The organism is Streptomyces sp. NBC_00510, from assembly GCA_036013505.1.
GTDB lineage: Bacteria > Actinomycetota > Actinomycetes > Streptomycetales > Streptomycetaceae > Actinacidiphila.
This window is the reverse complement of the sequence record CP107851.1, coordinates 4848591-4869880: the sequence shown is the minus strand read 5'-3', so window position 1 is coordinate 4869880 and position 21290 is coordinate 4848591. Positions and strand designations below refer to the sequence as shown.

At 72.1% G+C, this 21290-nt stretch carries 23 protein-coding genes and 1 tRNA gene; 17 read left to right on the top strand and 7 right to left on the bottom strand.

Going from position 1 to position 21290, the window contains the following annotated elements; translation table 11 throughout:
* The first annotated feature begins 6 nt into the window (after window positions 1-6).
* The 7 genes from OG937_21855 (at window position 7) to OG937_21825 (ending at window position 6012) form a co-directional block, all read left to right on the top strand.
* Window positions 7-342 carry a YbaB/EbfC family nucleoid-associated protein gene (locus tag OG937_21855; GenBank protein WUD74147.1) on the top strand — a complete coding sequence of 112 codons (336 nt, stop codon included), beginning with the start codon at window positions 7-9 and terminating at the stop codon, window positions 340-342.
* A 25-nt stretch (window positions 343-367) separates the two neighbouring features.
* The gene (gene recR, locus OG937_21850) at window positions 368-967 is read left to right on the top strand and encodes a recombination mediator RecR (GenBank protein WUD74146.1); all 600 of its coding nucleotides are present in this window, start codon (window positions 368-370) and stop codon (window positions 965-967) included.
* The gene (locus OG937_21845; protein ID WUD74145.1) at window positions 960-1607 is read left to right on the top strand and encodes a DUF5063 domain-containing protein; all 648 of its coding nucleotides are present in this window, start codon (window positions 960-962) and stop codon (window positions 1605-1607) included. Before recR ends, OG937_21845 begins: the two co-directional genes overlap by 8 nt.
* Before the next feature lie 237 nt (window positions 1608-1844).
* A complete protein-coding gene (locus tag OG937_21840; GenBank protein WUD74144.1) occupies window positions 1845-3119 on the top strand; it encodes an aspartate kinase in 1275 nt (424 codons plus the stop codon).
* Between the two features lie 320 nt (window positions 3120-3439).
* Window positions 3440-4075 carry a SigE family RNA polymerase sigma factor gene (locus tag OG937_21835; protein ID WUD78838.1) on the top strand — a complete coding sequence of 212 codons (636 nt, stop codon included), beginning with the start codon at window positions 3440-3442 and terminating at the stop codon, window positions 4073-4075.
* Window positions 4072-5109: a hypothetical protein gene (locus OG937_21830; protein WUD74143.1), complete on the top strand. Its 1038-nt coding sequence runs from the start codon at window positions 4072-4074 to the stop codon at window positions 5107-5109. Before OG937_21835 ends, OG937_21830 begins: the two co-directional genes overlap by 4 nt.
* A gap of 48 nt (window positions 5110-5157) precedes the next feature.
* On the top strand, window positions 5158-6012 hold the full coding sequence (locus OG937_21825; GenBank protein WUD74142.1) for an SURF1 family protein: 855 nt from the start codon (window positions 5158-5160) through the stop codon (window positions 6010-6012).
* On the opposite strand, the gene OG937_21820 is transcribed toward OG937_21825, so the two are convergent.
* Window positions 5968-7758, bottom strand: a complete 1791-nt coding sequence (locus tag OG937_21820; protein ID WUD74141.1) for a prolyl oligopeptidase family serine peptidase — start codon at window positions 7756-7758, stop codon at window positions 5968-5970. The two genes, OG937_21825 and OG937_21820, sit on opposite strands and share 45 nt — an antisense overlap.
* A 46-nt stretch (window positions 7759-7804) precedes the next feature.
* Complete coding sequence (locus OG937_21815) at window positions 7805-8110, bottom strand: DUF6191 domain-containing protein (protein ID WUD74140.1); 306 nt, start codon at window positions 8108-8110, stop codon at window positions 7805-7807.
* 67 nt (window positions 8111-8177) lie between these two features.
* Here OG937_21815 and OG937_21810 point away from each other — a divergent pair, with 67 nt between their 5' ends.
* From OG937_21810 to OG937_21795, 4 genes are all read left to right on the top strand, one after another.
* Window positions 8178-8642 (top strand): N-acetyltransferase, encoded by a 465-nt coding sequence (locus OG937_21810; protein ID WUD74139.1) that lies wholly within the window; start codon window positions 8178-8180, stop codon window positions 8640-8642.
* A gap of 208 nt (window positions 8643-8850) precedes the next feature.
* Complete coding sequence (locus OG937_21805) at window positions 8851-10413, top strand: alpha/beta hydrolase (GenBank protein ID WUD74138.1); 1563 nt, start codon at window positions 8851-8853, stop codon at window positions 10411-10413.
* Window positions 10414-10479: 66 nt separating this feature from the next.
* Complete coding sequence (locus OG937_21800; GenBank protein WUD74137.1) at window positions 10480-10629, top strand: hypothetical protein; 150 nt, start codon at window positions 10480-10482, stop codon at window positions 10627-10629.
* Between the two features lie 91 nt (window positions 10630-10720).
* A complete protein-coding gene (locus OG937_21795) occupies window positions 10721-11467 on the top strand; it encodes an NAD(P)H-binding protein (GenBank protein ID WUD74136.1) in 747 nt (248 codons plus the stop codon).
* Between the two features lie 110 nt (window positions 11468-11577).
* On the opposite strand, the gene OG937_21790 is transcribed toward OG937_21795, so the two are convergent.
* Window positions 11578-11651: transfer RNA gene (locus OG937_21790), tRNA-Pro, on the bottom strand.
* An 88-nt stretch (window positions 11652-11739) separates the two neighbouring features.
* Window positions 11740-12672 carry a metallophosphoesterase gene (locus OG937_21785; GenBank protein ID WUD74135.1) on the bottom strand — a complete coding sequence of 311 codons (933 nt, stop codon included), beginning with the start codon at window positions 12670-12672 and terminating at the stop codon, window positions 11740-11742.
* A gap of 76 nt (window positions 12673-12748) precedes the next feature.
* Here OG937_21785 and OG937_21780 point away from each other — a divergent pair, with 76 nt between their 5' ends.
* On the top strand, window positions 12749-13210 hold the full coding sequence (locus tag OG937_21780; protein ID WUD74134.1) for a GatB/YqeY domain-containing protein: 462 nt from the start codon (window positions 12749-12751) through the stop codon (window positions 13208-13210).
* Window positions 13211-13333: 123 nt separating this feature from the next.
* Here OG937_21780 and OG937_21775 read toward each other — a convergent pair whose 3' ends face one another.
* Window positions 13334-15628 carry a penicillin-binding protein gene (locus OG937_21775; protein WUD74133.1) on the bottom strand — a complete coding sequence of 765 codons (2295 nt, stop codon included), beginning with the start codon at window positions 15626-15628 and terminating at the stop codon, window positions 13334-13336.
* A gap of 397 nt (window positions 15629-16025) precedes the next feature.
* On the opposite strand from OG937_21775, the gene OG937_21770 reads away from it, so the two are divergent.
* Entirely contained in the window at window positions 16026-16376 is a 351-nt protein-coding gene (locus OG937_21770; protein WUD74132.1) for a WhiB family transcriptional regulator, read from the top strand.
* Here the strand turns inward: OG937_21770 and OG937_21765 are convergent.
* Complete coding sequence (locus tag OG937_21765; GenBank protein WUD74131.1) at window positions 16358-17791, bottom strand: ArsA family ATPase; 1434 nt, start codon at window positions 17789-17791, stop codon at window positions 16358-16360. The two genes, OG937_21770 and OG937_21765, sit on opposite strands and share 19 nt — an antisense overlap.
* Window positions 17788-18768: an ATPase gene (locus OG937_21760; GenBank protein WUD74130.1), complete on the bottom strand. Its 981-nt coding sequence runs from the start codon at window positions 18766-18768 to the stop codon at window positions 17788-17790. Before OG937_21760 ends, OG937_21765 begins: the two co-directional genes overlap by 4 nt.
* Window positions 18769-18839: 71 nt before the next feature.
* On the opposite strand from OG937_21760, the gene OG937_21755 reads away from it, so the two are divergent.
* From OG937_21755 to OG937_21740, 4 genes are all read left to right on the top strand, one after another.
* Window positions 18840-19001: a DUF4177 domain-containing protein gene (locus tag OG937_21755; GenBank protein WUD74129.1), complete on the top strand. Its 162-nt coding sequence runs from the start codon at window positions 18840-18842 to the stop codon at window positions 18999-19001.
* Window positions 18998-19462 carry a RidA family protein gene (locus OG937_21750; protein ID WUD74128.1) on the top strand — a complete coding sequence of 155 codons (465 nt, stop codon included), beginning with the start codon at window positions 18998-19000 and terminating at the stop codon, window positions 19460-19462. Before OG937_21755 ends, OG937_21750 begins: the two co-directional genes overlap by 4 nt.
* Before the next feature lie 111 nt (window positions 19463-19573).
* Window positions 19574-20446, top strand: a complete 873-nt coding sequence (locus OG937_21745; GenBank protein ID WUD74127.1) for an NUDIX hydrolase — start codon at window positions 19574-19576, stop codon at window positions 20444-20446.
* Complete coding sequence (locus OG937_21740; GenBank protein ID WUD74126.1) at window positions 20443-21267, top strand: MBL fold metallo-hydrolase; 825 nt, start codon at window positions 20443-20445, stop codon at window positions 21265-21267. Before OG937_21745 ends, OG937_21740 begins: the two co-directional genes overlap by 4 nt.
* Window positions 21268-21290 lie beyond the last annotated feature (23 nt).

Here is a 21290-nt window from a genome sequence, read left to right as displayed (position 1 = left end):
GAGACCGTGATCCCCGGTGGTGGTCAGCCGAACATGCAGCAGCTGCTCAAGCAGGCACAGAAGATGCAGCAGGACCTCGCGGCGGCCCAGCAGGAGCTCGCCGAGACCGAGATCGAGGGTACGGCCGGCGGTGGCCTGGTGAAGGCGACCGTGACCGGAGCCGGTGAGCTGCGGGGTCTGGTCATCGACCCCAAGGCGGTCGATCCTGAGGACACGGAGACGCTGGCCGATCTGGTCGTCGCCGCCGTGCACAACGCGACCGCGAGCGCGCAGGAGCTGCAGCAGAGCAAGCTCGGCCCGCTCGCCCAGGGGCTCGGGGGCATCCCCGGCCTTCCTTTCTAGTTCCAGGCGACGAAGAGGGCACAGCGTGTACGAGGGCGTGGTTCAGGACCTGATCGACGAGCTGGGCAGGCTGCCCGGCGTGGGTCCCAAGAGCGCGCAGCGGATCGCCTTCCACATCCTGCAGGCGGATCCCGCCGACGTCCGGCGGCTCGCGCACGCCCTCAGCGAGGTGAAGGCGAAGGTCCGGTTCTGCGCGGTCTGCGGCAACGTCGCCGAGGCCGACCAGTGCCGGGTCTGCCGTGATCCGCGCCGCGACCCGGCCGTCATCTGCGTGGTCGAGGAACCCAAGGACGTGGTGGCGATCGAGCGGACCCGCGAGTTCCGCGGCCGCTACCACGTGCTCGGCGGCGCGATCAGTCCGATCGAGGGGGTCGGCCCGGACGACCTGCGCATACGGGAGCTGCTGGCGCGGCTCGCGGACGGCAGCGTCACCGAGCTGATCCTGGCCACCGACCCCAACCTCGAGGGGGAGGCGACGGCCACGTATCTCGCACGCATGGTCAAACCGATGGGACTGAAGGTCACCCGTCTCGCGAGCGGCCTGCCGGTCGGCGGCGACTTGGAGTACGCCGACGAGGTCACGCTCGGCCGGGCCTTTGAAGGAAGGCGGCTGCTTGATGTCTGACAACGCCCTGGACCCCGACGACTTCGCCTCCTCGATCTCGGACCAGATCGAGAGCTTCATCCTGTCGGTACGGGAGGTCGCCAAGGGCGACGACCCCGACAGCGCGGTGCCCTACCTGCTGCTGGAGGTCTCCCAGCTGCTGCTGGCCGGGGGCCGCCTCGGGGCGCACGAGGACATCGTCCCGGAGGAGCGCTACGAGCCCGACATCGGCCCGGAGCCCGACGCCGACGAGCTGCGCCAGCGGCTCGCGGTGCTGCTGGAGCCGATCGACGTCTACTCCGAGGTCTTCGACCCCTACGTGCCGCGCAGCACGCCGGTGGCCTGCCGGATCTCCGACGACCTCGCTGACGTGGTGACGGACCTCGCGCACGGCCTGGCGCACTTCCGCGAGGGCCGGGTCAGCGAGGCGCTGTGGTGGTGGCAGTTCTCCTACCTGTCCAACTGGGGGCCGACCGCCTCGGCCTCGCTGCGGGCCCTGCAGTCCCTCGTCGCCCATGTGCGGCTGGACAGCCCGCTGGACGCGCTGGACGGACTGGACACCGACCACGGCGCGGACGACGAGGAGAGGCTCGCCGCCGAGGCCGGCCGGGTCATGGCCGCCGAGATCGCCAAGCCGCTGGGGCTGCGCCCCAGCCGCTGAACCCCCACCGCGCCCGCCCCTGGAGAGGGGCGGGCGCGTGTGCGTGGTCGCGTGTCCGAGGCGGTGACCCGGGGCCGTAGTGACCCGGAGCACGCCGCCCGGTGTGCATAGGTCGGCGTGTCGTTGGGCAGATGGCTCGCAGAGTGGGCCCGGCGTCTCAGCATGTGGTATTGAGGGGTCGGTCCCGGCCTGCTCGTTAGACTGAGCCGAACGCAGTACCGGATTTGAGGAGCGCACGTGGGCCTTGTCGTGCAGAAGTACGGCGGCTCCTCCGTTGCGGATGCCGAGGGCATCAAGCGCGTTGCCAAGCGGATCGTCGATGCCAAGAAGAGCGGCCACCAGGTGGTCGTCGTGGTCTCGGCGATGGGTGACACGACGGACGAGTTGATCGAGCTCGCCGAACAGGTATCTCCGATGCCTACCGGCCGCGAGTTCGACATGCTGCTGACCGCCGGAGAACGGATCTCCATGGCCCTGCTGGCGATGGCGATCAAAAACCTCGGACACGAGGCGCAGTCGTTCACCGGCAGCCAGGCGGGTGTCATCACCGACTCCGTCCACAACAAAGCGCGCATCATCGACGTCACGCCGGGCCGCATCCGCACCGCCCTCGACCAGGGCAACATCGCGATCGTGGCCGGCTTCCAGGGGGTGTCCCAGGACAGCAAGGACATCACGACGCTGGGCCGGGGCGGCTCCGACACCACCGCGGTGGCGCTGGCGGCGGCCCTGGACGCCGGGGTGTGCGAGATCTACACCGACGTCGACGGCGTGTTCACCGCCGACCCGCGCGTGGTGAAGAAGGCGCGGAAGATCGACTGGATCTCCTCCGAGGACATGCTGGAGCTCGCCAGCTCCGGCTCCAAGGTGCTGCTCCATCGCTGCGTGGAGTACGCCCGCCGTTACAACATCCCGATCCACGTCCGGTCGTCGTTCTCCGGCCTCCAGGGCACTTGGGTCAGCAATGAGCCGCGAGAGGACCAGACGGGCATGGAGCACGCGATCATCTCCGGTGTCGCGCACGACACATCCGAGGCCAAGGTGACGGTCGTCGGTGTGCCCGACAAGCCGGGCGAGGCGGCCGTGATCTTCCGGGCGATCGCGGACGCCGAGATCAACATCGACATGGTGGTGCAGAACGTGTCGGCCGCGGCCACCGGCCTGACCGACATCTCCTTCACCCTCCCCAAGGCCGACGGCCCGAGGGCGATCGAGGCCCTGAAGCGCGTCCAGGGCACCATCGGTTTCGAGACGCTCCGCTACGACGACCAGATCGCCAAGATCTCGCTGGTCGGCGCCGGCATGAAGACCAACCCCGGTGTCACGGCGCAGTTCTTCGAGGCGCTGTCCAACGCGGGCGTGAACATCGAGCTGATCTCGACCTCCGAGATCCGCATCTCGGTCGTCACCCGCGCCGACGACGTCAACGAGGCCGTGCGCGCCGTGCACTCCGCGTTCGGCCTGGACAGCGAAACCGACGAAGCGGTCGTCTACGGAGGAACAGGCCGCTGAGCACCCCGATTTCGGTCGGGTGACCCAAATCTCTGGTCTGGACCGCTTGATCGGAAGCCTGTAGGCGCCAGACAATTTCAGCTCCCTGTGTGTCGCAACCGCGCGACGCGCAGGGAGCGTCTTTGTGTCAGCGCACTGCCCTACTGTGCTGCAGGCCGGGCGCGGCGCAACAGCGCCAGCAAAAGGGGCATTGGGGAAGAGTTGGTACGCATGCGCATATGTGCTACACCGTCAAAAACGGTGCCTCGGGCGTACAACCCTGACGGGGGGACGCGTGTCCAACAGGCGTGGCAGAGGCACTCGGCATCGAAGCACCCCTCGTGGGGCGGGGCAGCGCTCCGGCGCGTCCGCACGTCCGGCGGCCGTCGCGCGCGGTCGGCGGCATCCCGGTGATCGCGCCCTGGCCTGTGGTGCAGGCGCCCTCGGACCGCGACCGCGGCGACACTGACGCCGCGATGTCAGTCGGGACCACCGTCGACCACCTCACCGAGACCTACCGGGCCCACTACCGCTCGCTGCTCGGCCTCGCCGCACTCCTGCTGGACGACACCGCCTCCTGCGAGGACGTCGTCCAGGAGGCCTTCATCCGTGTCCACTCGGCCCGCAAGCGGGTCCGCGAACCCGAGAAGACCCTCGCCTACCTCCGGCAGACCGTCGTCAACCTCTCCCGCTCCGCGCTGCGCCGCCGCATCATGGGCATGCGGCTGCTGTCCAAGCCCATGCCCGACATGGCGAGCGCCGAGGAGGGGGCGTACGAGGCGCTGGAGCGCGACGAGCTGAAGGCGGCCCTGCGCAAGCTGCAGCGCCGGCAGCGCGAGGTCCTCGTCATGCGCTACTTCGCCGACATGACCGAAGCCCAAGTAGCCGAGACCCTCGGCATTTCCCTAGGCTCGGTGAAGGCGTACGGCTCGCGTGGTCTCGCGGCGCTCCGCGTCGCGATGGAGGCCCCGGCATGACCAACCCGAACCCACCCGGCGGTATGGAACCCGAGAACGACATCGGCGGCGGCAGCCCCGAGGAGCGGCTGAACCCCGACGAACTGGCGCTGCGCCGGCTCATGCGCGACGCCGTGAGCGACATCCAGCCGGGCCAGGAGGCGCTGGAACACCTGCGCCGCGCGGTCCCCGCCCGGCGGGCGCACCGTCGGCAGTTGCTGGCGGGCAGCGCGGCCGCGTGCCTGCTGGCGCTGGTCGCGGTCCCCGCCGCCCTCCACGCGGCGGACCTCTCCGGATCCGCCAAGACCGGCACCGCCAACGCCTCCAGCGCCCAGGACACCGGTGGCACCGACGGCGACGCGAACGGTCCGGCCGCCGGCGCCGGCACGCCCACCCCGTCCGACGGCGACGGCCGTTCCGACGAGGACCCCACGCGCACCGGCGGCTCCCACGGGCACGTCACCCCCGGGGCCTCGGACTCCGCGGACCCCTCCGACACGCTCGCGGCCAACGCCCCGCTGTGCACCACCGGCGACCTCGGCAACGCCTCCGGCTACGCCGGCGCCGCCGACGGCTCGGGCCGGGTCAACGGCTGGTTCCAGGTGGCGAACACCTCGAAGGGCTCGTGCACCGTCGACGGCGGCGGTTCGGTCAGCGTCTCCTCCACCCAGGGCGCGGCCGACTCCGCCCGCATCAGTGTCGTCGACCACACCCCGAACGACGGCACCACACTGCCCGACTCCCTCGGCACGGCGCTGATCCTCAAGTCCGGGCAGAGCTACCGGGTCGAGTTCACCTGGGTCCCGGCCGCCGGCGGCGACTCGGGCGGCTGCACACCCCCGGCCACGCCGACGCCCACCGCGACCGCCACCAACACCCCGTCCGGCGAGGCGTCCGCGCCCCCGGCGGGCGTGGACGGCCCCGGCCAGGGCGGCCCGGCGGGCAGCATCGTGCTGAGCCACACGCCCGAGGCCGGAGCGCCCGTCGTCATGGCGACGATCGGCGGTGCCTGCGCCGGGACGGTCTACAAGACCGGCGCCATCGCCGCACAGTAGCGGGGGGCGGTTCCCGGGGACGCCCGGGCGCCCCGTACCGTTGACGGCGTGTACCGGTTCCTGCTGTCCCCCCGCTGGCTGGGCGGGCACCTCTTCATGGTGTGCGCCGTGGTCCTCTGCACGTTCATGGGCAGCTGGCAGCTGAGCCGGTTCGAGGCCCGCGTCGACAGCCACCGCGCCGCCCAGGACAAGCCCGCGGCCACCGCCCGGGACGCGGCGCCGCTGGAGCGCCTGCTGCCGCGGGCGACCTCCGCGCTCACCACCGAGACGGCCGGCCGCACAGTACGGGCCACCGGCCGCTACGACACGGCGCACCAGTTCCTCGTGCCCGGCCGCGAGGTCGACGGACGCACCGGCTACTACGTGCTCACCCCGCTGCTGACCGGCGACGGCGCCGCCGCCCTGCCCGTCGTCCGCGGCTGGCTGCCCGGCGACGCGGACCGCGCGTCCGCCGCCGACGTGCCCGCACCGCCCGCCGGGGAGGTCACCGTCACCGGGGCCCTGCAGGCCCCCGAGAGCGCCGACAGCGACGGCGCGATCGGCCGCGGCGGGCTCGCCGAGGGACAGCTGGGGATCATCAGTGCGGCGTCCCTGGTCAACCTCGTCCCGTACCAGGTGTACGGCGCCTGGATCACCCAGACCGAGGCCGTCCGCGCGCCCCTGCGGGCCGTCCCGCCGGTCGCGCCGAGCGGCACCGGCCTGGACCTCAAGGCCTTCCAGAACCTCGGCTACACCGGCGAGTGGTTCGTCTTCGCGGGCTTCGTGGTCTTCATGTGGTTCCGGCTCGTCCGGCGGGAGGCCGAGACCCGGCGCGACGCCGAGCTCGGCCTCACCGGGGAGGAGGGGCCGGCCGCGGCCTCAGCCGCCGAGGTGGCGCCGGACGAAGTCCAGCTCCAGTCGTAGCTGCTTGATCCGCTCGTCGACGACGAGCGAGCCGTGCCCGGCGTCGTAGCGGTAGACCTCGTGCGCCTTGCCCAGGCCCGCCAGCCGCTCGACGTAGTTGTCGATCTGCCGGATCGGGCAGCGCGGGTCGTTGAGGCCCGCCGAGACGTAGACCGGGGCCTTGACCCGCGCCACGTACGTGATCGGCGAGGACGCCTCGTAGCGGTCCGGGACCTCCTCGGGGGACCCGCCGAACAGGGTGCGGTCCAGCGCCTTCAGCGCCTCCATCTCGTCGCCGTACGCCGTCACGTAGTCCGCGACCGGCACCGCCGCCAGGCCCACCGTCCACAGCTCGGGCTGGGTGCCCAGCCCCAGCAGCGTCAGGAAGCCGCCCCAGGAGCCGCCGGACAGCACCAGCCGGGCCGGGTCGGCGAAGCCCGACTCCACCGCCCACGTCCGGACCGCCGCGATGTCCTCCAGCTCGATCAGGCCGACGCGGTGCTTGAGCGCGTCCGTCCACTCCCGGCCGTAGCCCGTGGAACCGCGGTAGTTGACCCGCACCACCGCGTAGCCGTGGTCCAGCCAGGCCGCCGGGCCGGCCGCGAAGGCGTCCGAGTCGTGCCAGGTGGGCCCGCCGTGGATCTCGAACACCGTCGGGTACGGGCCCTCGCCCCGCGCGGGCCGCTGGACGAGCGCGTGCACCGGCCCGCCGGGCCCGTCCACCCACACGTCCTCCACCGGCAGCGAGCCCGGGGCCCGCTCGCCCGGCGCCTCCAGCACCACGGCGCCGGTCGTCGACCGCACCTCGGAGGGCGCCGCCGCCGACGACCACAGGAACTCCACCGTGCCGTCGGGGCGGGCCGTCGCGCCGCTCACCGAGCCCGCCGGGGTGTCCAGCCGGGTCAGCTCCCCGTCCGCCAGCCCGTAGCGGTAGATCTCGCTGCGGGCCCGGTAGGAGTGCACCACCAGCAGCGCGGTGCCGTCCGGGTACCACTCCGCCGCGACGTCACCGGGCAGGTCGATCGCCAGGGCGGTCTCCGTGCCCGCCGCGACGTCCCAGACCATCGGCTCCCAGCGGCCGCGCCGCTGGTGCGCCACCAGCAGCCGGGCGTCGCCGGCCACGGGGGCGAACCCCAGGCACTCCAGGCCCAGTTCCTTCGTGCCGCCCTCGCTGTCGTCCAGCTCCGCGACCGTCGTGCCGTCCGTCGTGACGACCCGCAGCGCCGAGTGCATCGCGTCGCCGTGCTCGGTGTGCTCGACGACGACCAGCGTGCCGTCCTCCGACAGCGCGCCGACCCCGCCCGACTCCTCGTGCCGGTAGATCTCCACCGGCTCCGCCCCGGGACGCACGACGTGGATCGTCGTGCCCTCCTCGTCGGTGGAGCGGCCGACCACCGACAGCCCGCCCCGGCCCAGCGCCAGCCCCGCAGGGTACGAGGGCTCCAGACCGGGCGCGGCCGGCTCGTCCGGGCCGCCCGCGAAGGGCTGCCGCATCCAGACCCCGAACTCGTCCCCGTCGGTGTCCGCGAACCACCACACCCACGCGCCGTCCGGCGTCAGCGTCCCGTCCGACGTGCCGTTCGGCCGGTCGGTGACCTGCCGCTGCGCCCCGGTCGTCCGGTCCCACGCGTACAGCTCGTAGGTACCCGTCGCATTCGACACGAACAGGCTGCGGTGGGGGGCGTCCTCCGCCCACTCCGGCAGTCCGACGCGTGGCGCCCGGAAGCGCTTCTCCCAATCCGGCATACCAGCCATGACGTCGCTCATGCCACCATCAAACCCGATCGCGCCCCGCAGCGGACCGTGGCCGTCGTCACCCGCTGCGATCACACCCCGGAACGACGATCAGCGCCGTCCCCCGCCCCAGGTCCACCCGCGACCGCGGGGGCGCCCCATCGCCCTCCTCGTCGCGCAGCATCAGCGTCGCCCGGCGCTCGTCCAACTCGCTCCGCTTGCCCGGCGAGAAGCTCGCGTGCAGCTGCTCGAAACCGGTCGCGGAGACCTGCCCGCTCCGTCCGCCCCACCGGCCCGCCCGCAGCACCTGGTCGACGAAGGCCACCCCGATCAGCAGGATCACCAGGCCCGGCAGCGTCATGAAGACCACGAACTCGACACCCATGGCCCCACCTTCGCACGGCGGCAGCGCACCGGCGACGGTCCGGGCGGCACCCGGCTACCCTCGCGCCATGACCGACACCCAACAGCCCCTCGTCCCGCCGGACTTCGTCGTCCCGGACCCGCCCGCCACCGACCGCTTCCGCCTGGAACCCCTCGGCCCGCAGCACAACGCCGCCGACCATGCCGCCTGGACGTCCGGCATCGACCACATCCGCGCCACCCCCGGCTTCGAGGGCCGCTCCTGGCCGCCGCCGGACGGGATGAGCCTGGAGGCCAACCTGGAGGACCTGCGCAAGCACGCGGAGGACTTCGAGCGGCGGACCGGCTTCACCTACACCGTCCTGTCCGTCCCCGGCGGCGACGTCATCGGCTGCGTGTACGTCTACGGCTCCCGCACCGAGCCCGGCGTCATCAACGTCCGCTCCTGGGTCAGCGCCCCCCACGCCGCCCTGGACGCCGCACTCCACCGCGTCGTCAGCGACTGGCTGGCCCGCGCCTGGCCCTTCGAGCGCATCGCCTACGCGCCCCGCTGAACCCCTGTCCGGGCACCCCGGAAGTTCACGCGTTCGGCCCACTCGGGCCGCCGCCACGCACGACGTGTGATGGGGTGGTGACGCAGCGGAGTCGCGGGGGGCGCGTCCGAGCGCTCCGCGACACGACCGGACCCTGACCCCCCGGGCCGGCCCGGGCGCCGCGTCCGGCGGTCCCCCCGTCACACGGGCGTACGAGGAAGGCGTGGCGATGATCGCTGTACGGGACACCGACGGGATACCCCGGCGCAGGCTGCGCGGCGCGCTCGCGGTGCTGAGCACCTGCGGGCTCCTGCTGACCGCTGCCTGCGCCACCGCCGGCCCGCTGCAGCCGTCCCCCGACGCCGGCCGGGCGGCCGCGGACCCCGCGGCGGGCGTACCCCCGGAGCTGCGGCGCTACTACGAGCAGCACCTCGACTGGGAAGCCTGCCAGGACGTGCCCGGCTTCCAGTGCGCCACCGTGACGGTGCCCCTGGACTACGCCCGCCCGGAAGCGGGCGACATCACCCTGACCGCCGCCCGCGTGCGGGCCACCGGCGACGCCGGCGCCCGTGTCGGCTCGCTCCAGATCAACCCCGGCGGCCCCGGCGAGTCCGCCGTCGACTACCTGGTCGCCGCCGCCGGCACCTTCTCCCCGGCCACGCGCTCCGCGTACGACCTGGTCGCCGTCGACCCGCGCGGCGTGCAGTACAGCACCCCCGTGGACTGCGCCACCGACAGCCCGGCCACCCCCATGGGCTTCGGCCTGCGGCTGTCCGGTGACGCGGCCGAGATCACCGACTCCTACGAGGCGTTCGAGGAACTCGCCGACGCCTGCGAGGAGCACGCCGGGGAACTGCTGCCCCACCTCGGCACCCCCGACGCGGCACGCGACATGGACGTCGTCCGCGCCCTCCTCGGCGACGAGCGCCTGCACTACCTCGGCTACTCCTACGGCACCTACCTCGGCGCGACCTACGCCGAGCTGTTCCCCTCGCGGGTCGGCCGCATGGTCCTCGACGGCGCCGTCGACCCCGCTATCGACGGCTACCGCGAGAACCTGGACAGCACCGCCGGGTACCAGCTGGCCTGGGACTCCTTCGCCGCCGACTGCGCCGCCCGCCCCGACTGCCCGGTGGGCCACTCCGTCGCGGAGGCCGGCCGCGTCCTCGACGGCCTGCGGGACAAGCTGGACGCCGGCCCGCTGCGCCAGGGCAAGGACATCACCATCACCGGCGAGGACCTCCTCACCGCGGTCATCACGGCCCTGCGCGAGGCCTCCTGGGAGGAACTGCGCACCATGCTGCGCCAGATCCTGGCCGGCGACACCACCGAACTGCAGCAGTTCGCCGGCACGGACGAAGGCGACTCCGGCAACGCCGCGGACGCCCTCCTCGCCGTCGACTGCCTCAGCTCCACCCTCGGCGCCCGCTTCTCCGAGGCCCAGGCCCAGGCCGCACTGCCCGCCTTCCTGCACGCCTCGCCCCAATTCGGCACCTCACTGGCCACGTTCCTGGTGCTGTGCACCCACTGGCCCGTCCCGGCGACCCAGACCCCGCACTCCATCGCCGCCCCCGGCGCCGCCCCCATCCTCGTCGTCGGCACCACCCGCGACCCCGCCACCCCGTACCCCTGGGCCCAGTCCCTCGCCCGTCAACTCGACTCCGGCCACCTCCTCACCTACGACGGCGACGGCCACACCGCCTACCACCGCGGCAGCCCCTGCATCGACGACGCCGTCGACCTCTACCTGACCCACGGCGAACTCCCCGCCCCCGGCACGATCTGCGGCTGACCCGTACGCCGTACGCCGCGCGTCCAGGCCTTGGCCGCGGGCTCGCGTCGGGTCGGACTCGTCCCCGTGGAGGAAGCGATCCCGCTCGGCCGAGGCGATGTGCGCCGGGTGTTCCCGGATCCGGCTGACGCCGAGGCCGTGCAGGAAGCGCTGATCACGGCGGCCTCGGGGCGGCCGGCAGGCGGTGGGGTGGCCATCCCTATTGGTATTGAATGATACGATCGCGATCGTAACAATAGGTGGAGCTGACGCGATGGGTGTGGCCCGTTCCTTCCTCTCGTGCAGCACCGAGAGGACAGGAGCAGTCATGAAGATCGCAGTCGCCGGCGGTACCGGGGTGGCCGGACGTTTCGTGGTGGAGGCCGTGCGGGCCCGCGGACACGAGCCCGTGGTGCTGTCACGCGGACAGGGTGTCGACCTGGTGAGCGGGTCGGGGCTGGACACGGCGCTGACCGGGGCCGACGCGGTGATCGACGTCAGCAACGTGACCACGAACCGCAAGTCGGTGGCCGTCGGCTTCTTCGAGAAGGCGGGACGGAACCTCATCGGTGCGGCCGAGCGTGCCGGGGTCCGGCACCTCGTGACGCCGTCGATCGTGGGGGTCGACCGGGTCGGGCACCCCTACTACACGGGCAAGTTGCGCCAGGAGGAGATCATCCGGGGCGGGCCGGTGCCATGGACCATCATGCGGGCGACGCAGTTCTACGAGTTCGTGGGTCAGGCGCTGAGCGGTGTCCCCGGACCGATCGCGCTGGTGCCGACGGCGCCGGTCCAGCCCATCGCCGTACGGGAAGTGGCCGAGGCCCTCGTCGACCTCGCCCTCGAACCGCCGAAGGGGATGGCCCCCGAGCTCGCGGGCCCGCAGGTCGAGTCCCTGGTCGACCTGGCCCGGCGCCTCATCGCCGCGGGCGGCGCGCGCCGCCGTCCGGTCGTGCCCCTGTACTTCCCCGGCGGGATGCGCAGCGGTGGCCTGTTGCCGACCGGCCCCGGCCCCCGCGGCACCCAGACGTTCGCCGAGTGGCTCAATGCGCAGAGCGCGGCGAAGCCCTCATGACCGACCCCGGCTCCGACCGGGACCGCGAGCGATGGTCAGGCGGATAGTCACATGACACGAGTCAGGGCTCCCGGGAAAATTCCCGGGAGCCCTGATCTGCATCTACGAAGTCGGGGTGGCGGGATTTGAACCCACGGCCTCTTCGTCCCGAACGAAGCGCGCTACCAAGCTGCGCCACACCCCGGTGTTGCGTCGTGGCCTCGGGCCCGGCGCGACGAGGATTACTCTAGCGGACCTCCCGCTGGAGACGAAATCCGGTTTTCGCCGGCGGCTCAGGCGCCCGGCGTCAGGGTGAGCAGGGTGGCCTCGGGCGGGCAGGCGAAGCGGACCGGGGTGTAGCGGTTGGTGCCGCAGCCTGCGGAGACGTGCAGGTAGGAGCGGTGGCCGGTGGCCTCGTGGGTGGACAGGCCCTTGACCCGGTCCGCGTCGATGTCGCAGTTGGTGACGAGGGCGCCGTAGAAGGGGATGCACAGCTGGCCGCCGTGCGTGTGCCCGGCGAGGATCAGCGGGTAGCGGTCGGCCGTGAAGGAGTCGAGCACGCGCAGGTACGGGGCGTGGACGACCGCGAGCGAGAGGTCGGCGTCCGCGTCGGGGCCGCCGGCGATGGCGGCGTAGCGGTCGCGGCGGATGTGGGGGTCGTCGAGGCCCGCGAAGGCGATCTCGATGCCGTCGTCGAGCTTGAGGCGGCCGCGGGTGTTGTTGACCCCGACCCAGCCGGCCACGTCGAAGGCGTCGCGGATCTCCTCCCAGGGGTTGCGGATGACGCCGATGGCGGGGTTGTTCTGGCCGTTGAGGCCGTGCGCGCCCCGGAGGCGCTCGACGAGGTAGCGGGCGGGGTTGCGCGGGGTGGGGCCGTAGTAGTCGTTGGAGCCGAAGACGTACGCCCCGGGGAGGTCGAGCAGCGGCCCGAGGGCGTCCAGCAGCTCGGGGACGCCCTGGGGGTCGGAGAGGTTGTCGCCGGTGTTCACGACGAAGTCGGGGCGGAGCCCGGCCAGCGACTGCAGCCAGCGGCGCTTCTTGTTCTGACCGCGGACCATGTGGATGTCGGAGACCTGCAGGACGCGGATCGGCCGCATCCCGGCCGGCAGCACCGGCACCGCCACCCTGCGCAGCCGGAACGACCGCGCCTCGATTCCGGCCGCGTAGGCCACGCAGGCCGCACCGGCAGCTGTGATGCCCAGGGGTACTCCGTATCGCGCGCGCATGCCCTCCATGGTGGCAGACGGCACGTCAGGGATAAATTTCCGGCCCTCCCGGCGGCGACCTGGCAGACTCGACGCCATGACCACCACGCTCAAGAAGCGTCTGCACGACGACCTCACGGCTGCCATCAAGGGGCGGGACGAACTGACCTCGTCCACCCTCCGTCTCACCCTCACCGCGATCACCAAGGAGGAGGTCGCGGGCAAGGAGGCGCGCGAGCTCTCCGACGACGAGGTGCTGAAGGTGATCGCCCGCGAGGCGAAGAAGCGCCGGGAGGCCGCCGACGCCTTCGAGCAGGGCGGCCGCAAGGAGGCCGCGGAGCGTGAGCTGGCCGAGCGCGAGGTACTGGACGCCTACCTGCCCAAGCAGCTGGACGACGCGGAGCTGGCCGGCATCGTCGCCGCGGCGATCAAGGAGTCGGGGGCCGAAGGGCCGAAGGCGATCGGCGCGGTCATGAAGATCGTGAACCCGAAGGTCGCCGGCCTGGCCGAGGGCGGCCGGGTCGCCGCCGAGGTGCGCAAGCAGCTCGCGGGCGGCTGACGGCGGCCGACGCCACGGACGGCGGCGTGGCCCGCCGGGCCCCCTCCACCGGAACGCCGAAGGGGCGCCGGGACCGATCGGTCCCGGCGCCCCTTCGGCGTCATGTCGCGTCCCGCGGTGGGATCAGCCCGGCCCGGTGCCGCCCGTCTCGGGGGTGCCGGTCCCGGGACCCGTGGTGCCGTTGTTCCCGCCGCTGCGGCCGTTGCCACCGCCGGTGGTGAAGCCGTTGGCCCCGTCGGCGCCGAGGGTGTCGCCGCCGAAGATCCCGCCGAGCAGGCCGTCGTCGCCACCGTTGCCGTTGCCGCCGTTGTCACCGCGGCCGTGGTGGTCGTCATCGTCGTTGCGCGGCTTCTCGGGATCCTTGATGGCGACCGTCGGCAGGCCGGGCGAGACGGTGCCGGCCAGGGCGCCGGACATCGCGTCCTTCCAGATCGGGCCCGGGGTGTCGGCGCCGTAGACCTCGGTGTGGTAGCGGCCGCCGATGGTGATGTTGGTCATCCTGCGCTTGTGGGCCGGGTCGCCGACCCAGACGGCACCCGCCATGTCCGAGGTGTAGCCCACGAACCAGGCGGCGTAGCGGTAGTCCGTCGTACCGGTCTTGCCCGCGCTGTCGCGGTCGCTGAGCCCGGCCTGCTGACCGGTGCCGTCCTCGACCACGCCCTTGAGAAGGGTGTTGATCGTGGAGGCGGTCTGCTCGGACATGGCCCGCTCGCACTCGGTCTTGGGCACCGGCAGCTTCTTGCCGTTCGCGTCGGTGATCGACTCGATGGCGACCGGGGTGCAGTACTCGCCCTTGTTGGCGAAGGTCGCGTAGGCGGCGGCCATCTTCAGCGGCGACATCTCGTTGACGCCGAGGGTGAAGGAGGCGCCGAGGCCCAGCTTGGTCCCGCCGGCGCGCTTGGTGATGCCGAGGGAGTTGACCATCCGGGTCACGTCGCACAGGCCGGCGTCGGCCTCCAGGGAGACGAAGTAGGTGTTGATCGACTTCGCCAGCGCCTCCCGCATCCCGTACGGGCCGACCTCGGACTTGCTCTCGTTGGGCACCTTGTCGTTGCTGGTGTAGCGGTTGCCGTCGCAGTCGGTCACGTCCGGGTACGGCATCTCGTACGGCGAGGGGTAGGACTGGGCCGTCGACATGCCCTTCTCCAGGGCGGCCGCGGCGGTGAAGGGCTTGAACGTCGAACCCGGCTGGTAGCCCGCGCCGCCGCCCATGTTCCGGTCGACGGAGTAGTTGATCTGGGTCTGGTTCTTCTTGAAGCCGTACGGGCGGGACTGGCCCATCCCGACGACTTTGCCCGTGCCGGGCTGGACCAGGGTCACGGCGGTGGCGACGTCGTCGCTCTTGTACACGTGCTGGCTGATCGAGTCCTGGACCGCCCGCTGCGCCTTCGGGTCGAGGGTGGTGCGGACGGTGAGGCCGCCCTGGTCCCAGCGCTTGGTGCGCTCGGCCTTGGTCTTGCCGAAGGCCTTGTCGCTGAGGAAGACCTGGCGGACGTAGTCGCAGAAGAACCCGGCGCCGTTGACGGCGGTGATGCAGCCGTTCTTGGGCTGGCTGATCTTGAGGCCGAGCGGCTTCTTCTTCGCGGCGTCGGCCTCGGCCTGCGTGACGTCCTTCAGGTCGGCCATGCGCTGCAGCACCACGTCGCGGCGCTTCTTGGCCTCCTCCGGGTCGTTCACGGGGTCGTAGCGGCTCGGCGACTGGACGAGGCCGGCCAGCAGCGCGGACTCGGTGAGCGACAGGTCCTTGGCGGACTTGCTGAAGTAGCGCCGGGAGGCGGCCTCGACCCCGTAGGCCTGCTCGCCGAAGAAGGTGATGTTGAGGTAGTTCTCGAGGATCTTCTGCTTCCCCAGCTCCTGCTCGAGCTGGATGGCGTACTTCATCTCTTTGATCTTGCGGCCGATGGTCTGCTGGGTGGCCTGCTGGACCTTGGTGGGGTCGTCGCCGGCCTCCTCGATGAAGACGTTCTTCACGTACTGCTGCGTCAGGGTGGACGCGCCCTCGGAGACACCGCCCTCCTGGGCGTTCTTGTTGAGCGCGCGCAGGATGCCCTTGACGTCGATCGCGCCGTGCTCGTAGAAGCGGGCGTCCTCGATGGCGACGATGGCCTGCTGCATCGGCTTGCTGATCTTGTCGAGCCCCACGACCGTGCGGTCGCGCGAGTAGACGTTCGCGATCAGGTCGCCCTTGACGTCCAGGATCCGGGTGCTCTGCGAGAGCGGCGGGCGCTTCAGCTCGCCCGGCAGGGAGTCGAAGCCGGCCGCGGTGCCCTTGGCGCTCAGTCCGAGCGCCCCCGCCGCGGGGAGCGCGATGCCGGCCAGCACGACGCCGGCGAGGACGCTGACACCCAGGAACTTGGCGGCCTGCTGAGCGGTACTGGTGCCGCCGCTGCTGGTGGGGCGCGATCGCTTGTGACCCATGGGGTGCAGCTTACGTTGCCATTCTTAAGACGTGGGCATGCTTGTTCGCCTACTCTGTAACAGACAGGCGCGAACACTGCGCACACGTCTGTCTTCCATCCTCACTCTTGTGGGTGATGAGAACTGCCCGAATTCCTGTCATATGCCAGCCATATGACCTGGATCTCAGGCCCCGGAAGTGGCGAGCTGACCGTTTTGCGGCAATTCGCCCGTTCTGCCGTCGGCTCACTCCGTCGGGTGATCTGCCGCGTACCCATAGTCCGTTCGGGCCATTCAAGATTGGGCCTGAAAGGGCTGTTGCGCCGTGCCCACCTTCCGTAACGTCCTCAACTGGCAACGGTGAATATGCCGCTTGCCGCCGTGGGGGAGCCTCGATTCGGGAGAGGACGGCGCCAGCATGAGCAGCTGGGTTACGGACTGGAGTACGCAGGCCGCGTGCCGCACGACGGATCCGGATGAACTTTTCGTCCAGGGAGCGGCCCAGAACAGGGCCAAGGCGGTGTGCACCGGCTGCCCGGTACGCACCGAGTGCCTGGCCGACGCCCTGGACAACCGTGTGGAATTCGGCGTCTGGGGCGGGATGACCGAGCGGGAGCGCAGGGCGCTGCTGCGCCGGCGTCCAACGGTCACCTCGTGGCGCAGGCTCCTGGAGACGGCGCGCACGGAGTACGAGCGCAGCACGGGTGTGCTCCCGCTCGACGACGAGGGCTACGACGGGGACTACGACGACTACGCCGCCGTCGGCTGACCCTGCGCGAGACGTTCGCCGATCGCGCGCAGGCCCTCGAGGTCGTGCACGTCGCCGGGCAGGGCCGCGACGTCCACCATGGGCACGTCCGGGTGCACCGAGACGAAACGCTCACGGGTGCGCCGCTCGCGCGCGACCAGCTGCATCCGTTCGGCGTGCAGGCGCAGCAGGCCGGCGGTGAGGCGGTCGGCGTCCAGCGGGTCCGTGGACCGGCGCGCGGCGGCGTCCTGCGCGGGCACGGAAACGGTCGGGGAGCCGGTGGGCGATTCGGGAGAGCTGGTGTCCGCACTGTCCGTACTGGGGGTCCCTTCGCCGCCGTCGGCCGTACGGAGTCCAGCTTTCCCGCCGGGCTGATCCACAATGCCGACGCTTTGAAGATTTTCTGCGGATTCGTCAAACTCCCCGGTCAGCCGGGGAGTTGACGGATATCCGGCGACGGGGTCGGCGTCGGAGGCGTCATCGGCATCCAGGTCGTCCAGGTCGTCCAGTGCTTCCGCCGCCGCCAGCGCCCGCTCCGCCGTGAGCTGCGCCGCCCCGCTGCCGTGCACACGGTTCAGCACCAGCCCGGCGAGCGGCATGTCCTCCGCCGCCAGCCGCTCCACGAAGTACGAGGCCTCCCGCAGCGCGTCCCGCTCCGGCGCGGCCACCACCAGGAACGCCGTCCCGTTCGCCTGGAGCAGCTTGTAGGTGGCGTCCGCACGGGAGCGGAAGCCGCCGAACATCGAGTCCATCGCCGCCACGAAAGTCTGCACGTCGCGCAGCAGGTGCGCGCCCATGACCTTGCTGAGCGTGCCGGTCATCATCGACATCCCGACGTTGAGGAACTTCATGCCGGCCCGCCCGCCGACCTTCGCGGGGGCCATCAGCAGCCGGATGAAGCGCCCGTCCAGGAAGGACCCCAGCCGCTTGGGGGCGTCCAGGAAGTCCAGCGCCGACCGGCTCGGCGGGGTGTCGACGATGATCAGGTCCCACGCGTCGAGCGCGCGCAGCTGGCCCAGCTTCTCCATGGCCATGTACTCCTGCGTGCCGGCGAAGCCCGCGGAGAGCGACTGGTAGAAGGGGTTGTCCAGGATCGCCCGGGCCCGCTCCTGGTCCGTGTGCTGGAGCACGACCTCGTCGAAGGTCCGCTTCATGTCGAGCATCATCGCGTGCAGCTCACCGCCCGCGGACTCGTCGATCCCGGCCACCTTGCGCGGGGTGTTGTCGAGTTCCGTGAGGCCCATGGACTGCGCCAGCCGACGCGCCGGGTCGATGGTCAGCACGACGGCCTTGCGGCCGCGCTCGGCGGCACGGACGCCCAGCGCCGCGGCCGTGGTGGTCTTGCCGACCCCGCCCGAGCCGCAGCAGACGACGATCCGGGTCCTCGGATCGTCGATCAGCGGGTCGATGTCCAATACCGGACTCTCCAGGCTCATGCGACCCCCAGCCCCTGCTTCCGCAGATTTTCAGCCAATCTGTACAACCCGCCGAGATCGACCCCGTCGCCCATCAGCTCCAGCTCGTACGCGGGCAGCCCCAGCGCGGCCAGTTCCTCGCGCTGGGCCCGTTCCAGGGCCACGCGCTCGGCGTGCTCGTGCGCCTGCGCCAGCAGCGGGTCGACGAGCCGCTCCGCGAGGCCGCCGCGCCGCGCGCCGCCCAGCCCGGCCTGGGAGAGCGCCTTGGCGATCGCCGTGCGCTGCCCGTCGCGCGCCGAGGCCACGGCCGCGCCGTCCATCACCACGGGGCGCACCATGTTGATGACCACGGCCCCGGTCGGCAGCCCCGCCTCGCGCAGCTCGGCCACGCCGTCCACGGTCTCCTGGACCGGCATCTCCTCCAGGAGGGTGACCAGGTGCACCGCCGTCTCCGGGGACTTCATCACCCTCATCACGGCCTGCGCCTGATTGTGTATCGGGCCGAACCGGGCCAGGCCGGCGACCTCGTCGTTGACGTTGAGGAAGCGCGTGATCCGCCCCGTCGGCGGCGCGTCCAGCACCACCGCGTCGTACGACCGCCAGCCCGCCCGGTCCTTGCGGCGCACGGCCTCGCAGACCTTGCCGGTCAGCAGGACGTCGCGCAGTCCCGGCGCCACGGTGGTGGCGAAGTCGATCGCGCCCAGCTTCTTCAGGGCCCGGCCGGCCCGGCCGAGCTTGTAGAACATGTCGAGGTAGTCCAGCAGCGCCTGTTCGGCGTCGATGGCCAGGGCGTACACCTCGCCGCCGCCCGGGGCCACGGCGATCTTGCGCTCCTCGTAGGGGAGGGCCTCGGTCTCGAAGAGCTGTGCGATGCCCTGCCGTCCCTCCACCTCCGTCAGCAGTGTCCGTCGACCCTCGGCGGCGAGGGCGAGTGCCAGCGCGGCGGCGACCGTCGTCTTGCCGGTACCGCCCTTGCCCGTCACGATGTGGAGCCTCACACCTGCGAGCCTAACCAGTCGAGGGCGGGGCTACTCGGGGGCGGGGCTGTGCCAGGCATTACAGTCCCCTCATGACGAAGTGGGAATACGCGACCGTGCCGCTGCTGGTGCACGCGACGAAGCAGATCCTGGACACCTGGGGCGAGGACGGCTGGGAGCTCGTCCAGGTCGTGCCGGGCCCGAACAACCCCGAGCAGCTGGTGGCGTACTTCAAGCGGGAGAAGAACGCGTGAGCGCGGTCGAGCAGCGGCTGGCGGAACTGGGGCTGGAGCTCCCCGCGGTGGCCGCCCCGCTCGCCGCGTACGTCCCGGCCGTCCGGTCCGGTGCGTACGTCTTCACCGCGGGCCAGCTGCCGCTCGTCGAGGGCAAGCTGACCTGCACCGGCAAGGTCGGCGCCGAGGTCACCGCGGACGAGGCCAAGCAACTCGCCCGTACCTGCGCGCTCAACGCCCTGGCCGCGGTCCGCTCCGTCGTGGGTGACCTCGACCGCGTCAAGCGCGTCGTGAAGGTCGTCGGCTTCGTCGCCTCCGCCCCCGACTTCACCGGGCAGCCTGCCGTCGTCAACGGCGCGAGCGAGCTGCTCGGCGAGGTCCTCGGCGAGAAGGGCGTGCACGCCCGCAGCGCCGTCGGCGTGGCCGTCCTGCCGCTCGACGCGCCGGTCGAGGTCGAGATCCAGGTCGAGGTCGAGGACTGACGTCCCGCACCCCTCCGGCGGAGCCGTGCCCCGGCCACCGGAGGGGTACCCCGGGCCCGCCCGGCCCGGGCCCTATCGAACATCCCCGCGGAAGCGCATAGCATCCGCCACATGACCACCACGAACGGCCAGTGGTTCCCGGCGAGCTGGCCCGAGCGCATCCGCGCCCTCACCGCGGGCACCCTGGAGCCCGTCGTGCCGCGCCGTGCGGCGACCGTCCTGCTGCTGCGGGACGCCGACGGCGGCCCCGCCGTGCACATGCTGCGGCGCCGGGCCTCGATGGCCTTCGCCGCGGGCGCGTACGCCTATCCCGGTGGCGGTGTGGACCCGCGCGACGAGCGTCCGGTGGCCTGGGCGGGACCCCCGCCGCCGACCTGGGCCGCCCGGCTGGGCGAGGGCCTGGACCCCGCCGCCGCGCAGGCGATCGTGTGCGCGGCCGTGCGCGAGACCTTCGAGGAGTCAGGCGTGCTGCTGGCCGGGCCCGACGAGGGGTCCGTCGTCGCGGACACCACCGGCGAGGACTGGGAGGCCGACCGGCGCGCCCTGGTCTCGCGGGAGCTGTCCTTCGCCGACTTCCTCGCCCGCCGTTCCCTGGTGCTCCGCTCCGACCTGCTCGGCCCGTGGGCCCGCTGGATCACCCCGGAGTTCGAGGAGCGCCGTTACGACACCTGGTTCTTCGTGACCGCGCTCCCGCCCGGCCAGCGCACCCGCGACGTGTCGGGCGAGGCGGACCGCACGGTGTGGCTGCGGCCCGCCGAGGCCGTGGCCGGTTACGACCGCGGCGAGATGACCATGCTGCCGCCGACGATCGCGACGCTGCGGGAGCTGCTGCCGTACGACTCGGCGTCAGCGGCCCTGGCGGGCGCCGCGGACGGGCGCGACCTCACCCCGGTGCTGGCTCGGGCCACGCTGGTGGGCGAGGAGATCGTGCTGACCTGGCCCGGCCACGAGGAGTTCACCAAGCGCATGGGAGCCGCCGAATGACCTCGGCCCTTCAGCCCGGCAAGCCCCGCGCGGAGGTCGGGGGCCGGGCGACCGCCCGCGCGGTGTGCGTGCTCGCGCCGAACCCCTCGCCCATGACGCTGGACGGCACGAACACCTGGCTCGTCTCCGAGCCGGACTCCGAGCTCGCCGTCGTCATCGACCCGGGGCCGCTCGACGAGGGCCACCTGAACAACGTGGTCTCCACCGCGCACTCCCTCGGCAAGCGGATCGCCCTCACCCTGCTCACCCACGGCCACCCCGACCACGCCGAGGGCGCGGGCCGCTTCGCCGAGCTGACGGGGACGGCGGTGCGCGCCCTCGACCCGGCGCTGCGCCTGGGCGACGAGGGCCTGTCCGCGGGCGACGTCGTCACCACCGGAGGTCTGGAACTGCGCGTCGTGCCCACCCCCGGGCACACCGCGGACTCGCTCTCCTTCCACCTGCCCGCCGACCGGGCCGTGCTCACCGGCGACACCGTCCTCGGCCGTGGCACCACGGTCGTCGCCCACCCCGACGGGCGGCTGGGTGACTACCTGGACTCCCTGCGCCGGCTGCAGGCGCTCACGATGCACGACGGCGTCGCCACCGTCCTGCCCGGCCACGGCCCGGTCCTGGCCGACGCCCGGGGCGCGGTCGAGTTCTACCTCGCCCACCGCGCCCACCGCCTCGCCCAGGTCGAGACGGCCGTCGAGCAGGGCCTCGCGACCCCCTCCGAGGTCGTCGCGCACGTCTACGCGGACGTCGACCGCGCCTTGTGGCCGGCCGCCGAGCTGTCGGTGCGGGCGCAGCTGGACTACCTGCTGGAGCACGGGCTGATCTGACGTCCGGTGTGCCCGCCCGGCGC

What these genes read in the sequence shown, in the direction of transcription:
- OG937_21795 (WUD74136.1), top strand. Translation starts at nt 10,721, where the DNA reads ATGAAGATCGCAGTCGCCGGCGGTACCGGGGTGGCCGGACGTTTCGTG.
- OG937_21765 (WUD74131.1), bottom strand. Translation starts at nt 17,791, where the DNA reads ATGAGCCTGGAGAGTCCGGTATTGGACATCGACCCGCTGATCGACGAT.
- OG937_21775 (WUD74133.1), bottom strand. Translation starts at nt 15,628, where the DNA reads ATGGGTCACAAGCGATCGCGCCCCACCAGCAGCGGCGGCACCAGTACC.
- OG937_21820 (WUD74141.1), bottom strand. Translation starts at nt 7,758, where the DNA reads ATGAGCGACGTCATGGCTGGTATGCCGGATTGGGAGAAGCGCTTCCGG.
- OG937_21845 (WUD74145.1), top strand. Translation starts at nt 960, where the DNA reads ATGTCTGACAACGCCCTGGACCCCGACGACTTCGCCTCCTCGATCTCG.
- OG937_21770 (WUD74132.1), top strand. Translation starts at nt 16,026, where the DNA reads ATGAGCAGCTGGGTTACGGACTGGAGTACGCAGGCCGCGTGCCGCACG.
- OG937_21740 (WUD74126.1), top strand. Translation starts at nt 20,443, where the DNA reads ATGACCTCGGCCCTTCAGCCCGGCAAGCCCCGCGCGGAGGTCGGGGGC.
- OG937_21815 (WUD74140.1), bottom strand. Translation starts at nt 8,110, where the DNA reads ATGGGTGTCGAGTTCGTGGTCTTCATGACGCTGCCGGGCCTGGTGATC.
- OG937_21785 (WUD74135.1), bottom strand. Translation starts at nt 12,672, where the DNA reads ATGCGCGCGCGATACGGAGTACCCCTGGGCATCACAGCTGCCGGTGCG.
- OG937_21805 (WUD74138.1), top strand. Translation starts at nt 8,851, where the DNA reads ATGATCGCTGTACGGGACACCGACGGGATACCCCGGCGCAGGCTGCGC.
- OG937_21780 (WUD74134.1), top strand. Translation starts at nt 12,749, where the DNA reads ATGACCACCACGCTCAAGAAGCGTCTGCACGACGACCTCACGGCTGCC.
- OG937_21810 (WUD74139.1), top strand. Translation starts at nt 8,178, where the DNA reads ATGACCGACACCCAACAGCCCCTCGTCCCGCCGGACTTCGTCGTCCCG.
- OG937_21745 (WUD74127.1), top strand. Translation starts at nt 19,574, where the DNA reads ATGACCACCACGAACGGCCAGTGGTTCCCGGCGAGCTGGCCCGAGCGC.
- OG937_21830 (WUD74143.1), top strand. Translation starts at nt 4,072, where the DNA reads ATGACCAACCCGAACCCACCCGGCGGTATGGAACCCGAGAACGACATC.
- OG937_21755 (WUD74129.1), top strand. Translation starts at nt 18,840, where the DNA reads ATGACGAAGTGGGAATACGCGACCGTGCCGCTGCTGGTGCACGCGACG.